The organism is Streptomyces anatolicus, assembly GCF_019400875.1.
Taxonomy (GTDB): Bacteria; Actinomycetota; Actinomycetes; order Streptomycetales; family Streptomycetaceae; genus Streptomyces; species Streptomyces anatolicus.
The window spans coordinates 1-3,284 of the sequence record NZ_WMBF01000618.1 but is presented as its reverse complement, the minus strand read 5'-3'; the positions used below and the strand labels follow the sequence as shown (position 1 = coordinate 3,284).

Below are 3,284 nucleotides of genomic sequence, written 5' to 3'. Positions count from 1 at the left end.
GGTCTGGGCGGGGGCGTTCTGCGCACTGTCTGTAGAGGTCATGGGGCGACCCTACTCACCGGTCACAGGGCTTACGCGCCTTCTGGTGTGTTCACCAGTTCGGCCAGCGGGATCCGCCGGAACGTGATCGTCTCGTACGCGCTGAAGTCCCCCGTCTCGTAGAGCAGCCCGACGGTCTCCTCGTCGAGGCGTACGAGATCGGAGTAGGCCGCCGGCAGACCGTCGACGGTGTGGGCGGCCTCCCAGGTGGTGCCGCGGTCGGCGGAGCGGCGCACGGTCATCAGGGCGCGGAAGCCGGGGTCGGCGGGGCCGGAGAAGAGGAGCACGTCGGGGTCGCGCAGCTGGAGGACGCTGCCCTCGACGACGGGGCCGGTGAGGGACGCCTGGGGGCGGAAGGGTTTGACGAGGCTGCGGCCGCCGTCGCGGGAGTAGGTGTCGGCGCGGTTGCCCGGGGCCGGGGAGTCGTTGCGGGTGTTGAGGTAGAGGCGGCCGTCGGGGAGTTCGGCGGCGGTGGTCTCGTTGACGTTGATGTAGCCGTTGGTGTTGTCGTCGGTGTAGCCGATGCGCCAGGTGGCGCCGGAGTCGTCGCTGAGCAGGCAGTGGCCGCCGTTGTACTTGCCCTCGGTGCCGGTGTCCGCGCCGGTCGGCGGCAGCGAGTGGTTGGCGGGGACGACGATCCGGCCGCCGGTCAGCTGGATGGCGTGCCCCGGCGTGGTCGCGTACCACCGCCAGTGCGCCTTCTTCACCTGCGCGGTGATCTCGCGCGGCGCGGACCAGGTGAGGCCGTCGTCGTCGCTGTGCTGCACCCAGACGCGCCGTCCGGCGGCCGCGGAGACCTTGCCGCGGCGGATGGCGTCCTCGGTGGCCGCGGCGGCGTTCCTGACGTGGACGAGCAGGATCCGGCCGGTGCCGAGGACGACGGGGGCCGGGTTGCCCGCGAGGTCGGTGCCGTTCTTGGCGACGACCTGGAGCGGGCCCCAGGTGCGGCCGCCGTCGGCGGAGCGCTTGAGGACGATGTCGATGTCGCCGAAGTCCTCCTGGGAGCCGACGCGGCCCTCGCAGAACGCGAGGACGCTACCGGAGGCGGTGGCGCCGGGGGCGGTCGTGCCCGGGGCGGTGGTGACGACGGCCGGTATGCGGAAGCTCGCGTATCCCTCGCGGCCCGCGCGGAAGGGAACAGACGTCTCATAAGTCATCCCCCGCCCATCCCCACCGCGGGGGAATTCCGGGTGAACTTCCGGTCACGACTGGCCCGTTCGGGCAGGATGCGACGCCATGGACGCCGTACGGGTCGCGCTGCTGCGCGAAGTGCTCGCAGGGACCGAGTGGCTGGGGGCCACGCGCCGCTTCGCGGGGACGCTGCGCTCGTCCGTGGTGCCGCACGGCGGCGGGCTGCTCCTGGTGGGCACGCGGGCGTACGAACCGTGGCACCTGGCCGCCCACCTGGTGGACGAGGCGGCCTGGTCGGGCACGCCCGAGCTGACTCCGACACTCGTACGCCACCGGGTGCACGCCTGCGATCCCGCGCATCTGTCGACCGGGCTCGGCCGGATCGAAGCCGCGCGGCGCGGCGAGACGCTGCTGGTCGTGGCGCCGGACGCGCCGGACGCGGAGCTGCTCACGCGCGTGCACGACGCGCGGCGGGCCGGGGCCACCGTGCTCGCGCTCGGCTCCGGTGACCGGGACCTGAGCGCGCTCTCGCACGAGGCGCTTGCGGTGCCGCAGGGGGCGGACGCGCCGGACGCGTCGGACGGTTCTACGGGTGCCGACCTCGATCTGGACACCGTCCAGCACCTGGTGAGCGCGGCCGCCGGCGAGAACGCGCTCCCCGTGGCGCGGGGCCGCCGACGCTTCCGTGACCGGCTCTCGCGCCTCGCCGACCAGCTGACGTCGCCGCCGACGGCGCGGTGGTGAGCGCGCGGTTCCGGCGCCGGTGAGGGTCCGCGCAGGGCTCCCTCGCAGGGCTTGCGGTAAATCGTTTGCCCGGGGCACCGGTCGACGCTGAGCATGGTTTCCCGTGCCTCTCTCCGCGATACTGCCCGACCTCTCCCCCTGGCGCTCCACCCGGGATTTCCGGCTGCTCTGGGTGCAGGGGCTCGTCACGAACTTCGGCGGTTTCATGGCGCTCGTCGCCCTGCCGCTGCAGATCAAGGAGCTGACGGACTCGCCGATCGCGGTCGGCGCGATGGGCGCCGTCGAGCTGGTGCCGCTGATCGTCTTCGGGCTTTACGGCGGCGCGCTCGCCGACGCCGTCGACCGGCGCAAGGTGATCCTCCTGAGCGAGGCGGGCCTCGGCCTGCTGGCCGTGCTCCTGCTGGTGAACGCGCTGCTCCCGTCGCCGCTGCTGTGGCCCCTGTACGTCGTCGCGGCCGGGGTCTCCGCGCTGGCCGGGCTGCAACGGCCCGCGCTCGACTCGCTGATGGCGCGGATCGTGCCGCACGACCAGCTGACGGCGGCCGCCGCGCTGAACTCGTTCCGCTGGAACGTCGGCGCGATCGCGGGCCCGTCGCTGGCGGGCCTGGTCGTCGCGTACGCCGGGCACGCGGCCGCGTACGCGGTGACGATTGCCGGCTTCGCCGTCTCGGTCCTGCTGTGCACCCGGCTCTCGCCCGCGCCCGCCGCGCACGACGCGGAGAAGCCGTCGCTGCGGGGCCTCGCGGAGGGCGCGCGGTACGCGTGGTCACGGCCGGTGCTTCTGGGTACGTACGCGATCGACATGGCGGCGATGTTCTTCGCCTTCCCGAACACGATCTTCCCCTTCCTCGCGGACGAGCTGGACGCCCAGTGGTCGCTCGGGCTGATGTACGCGGCCGGGGCGGTCGGCTCGCTGCTGCTCAGCCTCACCAGCGGGTGGACGTCACGGGTGCGGCGGCACGGGCTGCTCGTGGTGTTCGGGGCGGCGGGGTGGGGTCTCGCGATCACGGCGGCGGGCTGGTTCTCGAACGTATGGGTGGTGCTCGGGTGTCTGGCGCTCGCGGGCGCGGGGGACATGCTGAGCGGGCTCGGCCGCTCGACCATCTGGAACCAGACGATCCCCGACGAGCTGCGGGGGCGGCTCGCGGGGATCGAGGTCCTGTCCTACAGCGTCGGGCCGCAGCTGGGGCAGGTCCGCGCGGGCGCGGCGGCGGGGTGGACCGGGACGCGGTCCGCCATCTGGTCCGGTGGCCTCGCCTGCGTGGCCTCGGTCGCCGTTCTCACGGCGGTGCTGCCGCGGCTCGTCTCGTACGACGCGCGGACGGACGCGGATGCGAAGCGTCGCCGTGAGCGGGGCCTCAGGGAACCGT

Annotated in this window: 3 protein-coding genes; 2 read left to right on the top strand and 1 reads right to left on the bottom strand. The window is 73.5% G+C overall.

What is annotated here, in order from left to right:
* Positions 1–71: 71 nt before the first annotated feature.
* Complete coding sequence (locus GKQ77_RS30440; protein ID WP_219692346.1) at positions 72–1,196, bottom strand: sialidase family protein; 1,125 nt, start codon at positions 1,194–1,196, stop codon at positions 72–74.
* A gap of 79 nt (positions 1,197–1,275) precedes the next feature.
* Here GKQ77_RS30440 and GKQ77_RS30435 point away from each other — a divergent pair, with 79 nt between their 5' ends.
* Positions 1,276–1,914: a hypothetical protein gene (locus GKQ77_RS30435; RefSeq protein WP_219692345.1), complete on the top strand. Its 639-nt coding sequence runs from the start codon at positions 1,276–1,278 to the stop codon at positions 1,912–1,914.
* Between the two features lie 103 nt (positions 1,915–2,017).
* On the top strand, positions 2,018–3,284 hold a 1,267-nt coding region (locus GKQ77_RS30430), incomplete at its 3' end, for an MFS transporter (protein ID WP_308117832.1).